This is a genomic window from Actinoplanes sp. NPDC051633 (assembly GCF_040681735.1).
GTDB lineage: Bacteria > Actinomycetota > Actinomycetes > Mycobacteriales > Micromonosporaceae > Actinoplanes.
In genome coordinates, this window is the sequence record NZ_JBFAZH010000664.1 from 1 (window position 1) to 4,408 (window position 4,408).

Sequence of the window (4,408 nt, forward strand, 5' to 3'; positions counted from 1 at the left end):
CCCCACACCGTCTGCTACGGCGGCCGGGGGGTGGATGGGCGCCCGCACCTACCCCGGGGCCCCCCGCGTGGAGGAGCGGGCCGCCGCTGCGCAGCAGTTGTGTGACGACTACTTGGCGCCCACGACGTTCACGGGGAACGTGGCGGTCACCTCGGGGTGCAGCTTGACCTTGACCTGGTGCGCACCCGTGGTCTTGATCTGACCCGGCAGCTCGAGACGACGCCGGTCCAGCAGCGGACCGCCCGCGGCCTTCACCGCGTCGACGATCTCGGACGGGGTGATCGAGCCGAACAGCCGGCCGCCGTTGCCGGACCGCGCCGACAGCGAGACCTTGAGCTGCGCGAGCTGGTCCTTGACCTCGTTGGCCTGGCCCAGGTCGCGGATCTCGCGGGCGTCGCGCGCCCGCTTGATGACCGTGACCTGCTTCTCGGCACCCTTGGTCCAGCGGATCGCGTAACCCTTGGGCAGCAGGAAGTTGCGGCCGTAGCCGTCCTTGACCTCGACGACGTCGCCGGGGGTGCCGAGGTTGGAGACCTCGTGCGTGAGGATGATCTTCATGTCCGGGCCTCCCCTCAGCGCGCCGTCGCCGTGTACGGCAAGAGCGCCATCTCGCGGGCGTTCTTGACCGCGCGGGCGATCTGCCGCTGCTGCTGCGAGGTCACACCGGTGACCCGCCGAGCGCGGATCTTGCCGCGGTCGGAGATGAACTTGCGCAGCAGCGCGGTGTCCTTGTAGTCGATGTAGGTGATCCCGTCCTTGTCGAGCGGGTTCACCTTCTTCTTCGGCTTGCGCAGTGCCGCAGCCTTAGCCATTGCTCTTACTCCTGAACTCAAAAGACCTTAGAAAGGTGGCTCGTCATCGAAAGAGTTGGACGAGGAGGCGCGACCACCGCCGGCGGGCGACGAGGCCGGCGCGGCCGTGGCCCACGGGTCGTCGAAGTTTCCTCCGCCGCCACCGCTGCCGCTGCTGCCACCGCCGGACTGCTGCCGATTGCCACCACCGCCGGAGCCTGAGCCGAAGCCGCCTCCGCTGCCGCCGCCGGACCGGTTCATCTTCTGCACCTTCGCCGTGGCGTAGCGCAGCGACGGGCCGATCTCGTCGACCTCGAGCTCGTAGACGGTGCGCTTCTCGCCCTCACGCGTTTCGTACGACCGCTGACGCAGCCGCCCCTGCACGATCACCCGGGAGCCGCGCTGAAGCGACTCGGCGACGTGCTCGGCGGCGTCTCGCCAGATGTTGCACGCGAGGAAGAGTGGCTCGCCGTCCTTCCACTCACCGGACTGCCGGTCCAAGGTCCGCGGCGTCGAGGCGATGCGGAACTTGGCCACCGCCGCACCCGAGGGGGTGAAGCGGAGCTCGGGGTCGTCGGTCAGATTGCCGACGACCGTGATGGTGGTATCTCCTGCCATGATCTTCTCCTCGCCGCTGGTGCGTCGTTCTTGCAAGAGGTTCTCAGAGCGGTACGACAAAACAGAACCTCTGACAGAAACGAACGTCAGCGGGTCTCGGGCCGGATGACCTTGGTACGCAGGATCGACTCGTTGAGCCGGAGCTGACGGTCCAGCTCCGCCACGGCCTCGGGTGTCGCCTGCAGGTCCACGACGGCGTAGATGCCTTCGGCCTTTTTGTTGATCTCGTACGAGAGCCGGCGACGGCCCCACACATCGAGCTTTTCGACCGAGCCGCCCGAGTTCCGGATCACGTTGTTCAGGTACGTGTCGAGCGACGGGGCAACGGTGCGCTCCTCGAGACTGGGGTCGAGGATCACCATGAGTTCGTAATGACGCAAGACGTTCTCACCTCCTGTGGGCTGAACGGCCACGGTATTTCCGTGGCAGGAGGTCTTGTGTCTGCCGACCAGGACGGACTTGTGCCTGGCGGACGGTCAAGTGTAGCGAGGCCGGAGCCGCACAGCGAAACGGGCCCCGCCGCTGTGCGACGAGGCCCGATCGAAGAAGCCGCGGGGCGTCCGGTCCGCATTCGTTGGGTGGGACCTGGGGAGGAACGACCACACCGATGAGGTTGGACGCAGCCGCCCCGCGGAGCTTGCTGGCGTCAGCTTACGCGATGGTTGACCGAGATGCACGTTGCGACACAAATGCCCGAATAGCGCCGACCGCGACGCCCAGCGCGCACACCCCGGCGACCAGGGCCAGCAGGCCGACCGGCTGCCGGTCGGACATCGGCTCCATCGCGGCGACCGGCTCGGCGGCCGCGATGCTGGTCGGCGATGAGGTGAACGCACCGGCGGCGGCCTCGGACATCGAGGGCAGCGCGATGGTCGGCCGGCCCGGCACGATCCTCTTCCGGTCACCGGGCGGCATGCCGGAGAACGCCGGCGCGGCTGTCTCCGTACCCCTCGTGACCCTGGTCCTGACCCGCGACGACGCCGCGCCGCCCTGCGGCATGGTCTGCAACGCCGAGGCGGCGGCCTGACTCATCGGCCGGGAGGTCGCCGACCGGGTCGCGCCCGGACGGCTGGTCACCGTCGACGTCCGCGTCGGGCGGGAGGTCGAGCTGGTCGGCGGCGACGAGTCGGGCAGCGACGAGCCACCGCCGGACGCGGACGGCGTACCGGAGCCGCCGGGGGAGACCGGCGTCGCGTCGTCGTCGGTCGGACCCGGCTCCGGGTCGGGCGTCGTCGGCACCGGGCCGGGCGTGGCGGTGACCAGCACCGGCGTCGACTCGGCACCCAGCGCGCAGGACGGGCTGAGCTGCACCGCGGTCGTGCCGCGGCGGAAGACCACCTCGGTGGAGCCGTCGTCCGCGATCGTCCCCTTCTCCTCGCCGCCGAGCCGCAGCCGCGCGTTGTGCCCGGTGCGGTTGACCACCCGGACCCGGGAGTCGGCCGGGACCGTCATGGCGTTCACATTCGGCATCGAGCGGCAGGACAACCCGAGCACTCCACCGCCGCCGAACACCACCTGCCGTCCGCCGCCCTCGATCTGCTCGGCGCTCGCCGTCCCGTTCGTCAGCAGCGGAACGCCGAGGAGCAGACCTCCCAGCGTCAGCGCGGCGACCCGGTATCGGACCTGCGACATGCGTCTCCCCCAGCGGGTAGGCAACTGTGATCATTCCGTTAACGAACGCCCGCGCGGCACGGTGACGCGGCGGGTTTTGTCGGAGGGGAGTCGTAGTCTCGTTTCATGCGCATCGGAGCTCATGTCGATCCGGCCGATCCCCTGACGGCGGCGGCCGACCGCAAGGCGGACACGGTCCAGTTCTTCCTGACCGATCCGCAGGGATACAAGACGCCTCAGCCGCGTGCCGACGCGGCCGAGCTGCGCGCGTCCGAGGTGGACGTTTACATCCACGCGCCGTACATCGTGAATGTCGCGACGCTGAACAACCGCATCCGCATCCCCAGTCGCAAGCTGATGATGGCGCACGCGAAAGCGGCGGCCGAGCTGGGTGCGAAAGGGTTGATCGTGCATGGCGGCCACGTCGGCGAGGGCGCCGATCCGGCGGCGGGCTATGCCAACTGGCGCAAGGCTTTCGAGTACGCGCAGAAGGACGGCGGGCTGCCCCTTCCGGTGTTGATCGAGAATACGGCCGGCGGCGACAACGCGATGGCCCGCAAGTTCGACAGCCTGGCCCGGTTGTGGGATGCGGTGGGCGAGTTCGGCGCCGGTTTCTGCCTGGATACGTGCCATGCGCACGCCGGCGGTGAGGAGCTGCTCGACATCGTCGACCGGGTGCGGGCGATCACCGGTCGCATCGACCTGATCCACGCCAACGACTCGAAAGACGCCTTCGACAGCGGCCGCGACCGGCACGACAATCTCGGAAGTGGCAAGATCGACCCGGAGTTGGTGGTGGCCGTGGTGCGCGCCGCGGGCGCACCGGTCATCGTGGAGACTCCAGGTGGGGTCGAGGGTCAGTCGGCCGACATAGCGATGCTGCGCGGGCGAGCGGGCAGCTGAGCAGGCCGTACGAGGGAGAGGCATGACGACGGACGAGCCGCCGTCGGGTCGGGCCACGCCCGCCCAGCCCGAGGCCCGCAGTGCGTCGGCGCCGCCGCCCGGGGATCGATCCGCGATCAAGGGTGGGGGGACGCCGCCGCCGGGCCCGAGCGGCAGCCGGGGTCCGGAGGCGTTCGGCGGGACGATCAGCGGAGCGGGGCAGCCTCCGGCCGGTCCTCGGATCCGACCCGGGGAGACCGCCGCACCGACCGACCTGTCCGGCGCCGCGAGGCAGTCACCGGGCACGGCGGGCTCCACCAGCGCCCCAGGCACCTCGAGCACAGCCGGCGCGGCGAGCGCAGCCGGTGCCTCGACTGCGGCCGGTGCGGCGAGCGCAGCCGGTGCGGCGAGCGCGGCGAGCGCGGCCGGTGCGTCGATGGCCACCGTCGGCCGATTCCTGACCGAGGTCGAGCGAGCCCGCGCCGGGCTCGACGACCTGGCCTCCA

6 protein-coding genes and 1 pseudogene are annotated in these 4,408 nt (G+C 70.2%); 2 read left to right on the plus strand and 5 right to left on the minus strand.

Annotated features, from left to right (window positions below; translation table 11 throughout):
* Positions 1–108: 108 nt before the first annotated feature.
* The 5 genes from rplI to AB0M20_RS29210 form a co-directional block, all read right to left on the minus strand.
* A complete protein-coding gene (gene rplI, locus AB0M20_RS29190; protein WP_364303524.1) occupies positions 109–558 on the minus strand; it encodes a 50S ribosomal protein L9 in 450 nt (149 codons plus the stop codon).
* 14 nt (positions 559–572) lie between these two features.
* Complete coding sequence (gene rpsR / locus AB0M20_RS29195; RefSeq protein ID WP_007073789.1) at positions 573–812, minus strand: 30S ribosomal protein S18; 240 nt, start codon at positions 810–812, stop codon at positions 573–575.
* 27 nt (positions 813–839) lie between these two features.
* On the minus strand, positions 840–1,409 hold the full coding sequence (locus AB0M20_RS29200; RefSeq protein WP_364303525.1) for a single-stranded DNA-binding protein: 570 nt from the start codon (positions 1,407–1,409) through the stop codon (positions 840–842).
* Positions 1,410–1,495: 86 nt separating this feature from the next.
* A complete protein-coding gene (gene rpsF, locus AB0M20_RS29205; RefSeq protein ID WP_364303526.1) occupies positions 1,496–1,789 on the minus strand; it encodes a 30S ribosomal protein S6 in 294 nt (97 codons plus the stop codon).
* 271 nt (positions 1,790–2,060) lie between these two features.
* Positions 2,061–3,041 carry a hypothetical protein gene (locus tag AB0M20_RS29210; RefSeq protein WP_364303527.1) on the minus strand — a complete coding sequence of 327 codons (981 nt, stop codon included), beginning with the start codon at positions 3,039–3,041 and terminating at the stop codon, positions 2,061–2,063.
* Positions 3,042–3,146: 105 nt separating this feature from the next.
* Between AB0M20_RS29210 and AB0M20_RS29215 the strand changes: the two genes are divergently transcribed.
* On the plus strand, positions 3,147–3,923 hold the full coding sequence (locus AB0M20_RS29215) for a deoxyribonuclease IV (RefSeq protein ID WP_364303528.1): 777 nt from the start codon (positions 3,147–3,149) through the stop codon (positions 3,921–3,923).
* A 22-nt stretch (positions 3,924–3,945) separates the two neighbouring features.
* Positions 3,946–4,408 (plus strand): annotated as a pseudogene (locus tag AB0M20_RS29220) (hypothetical protein); the annotation flags it as partial.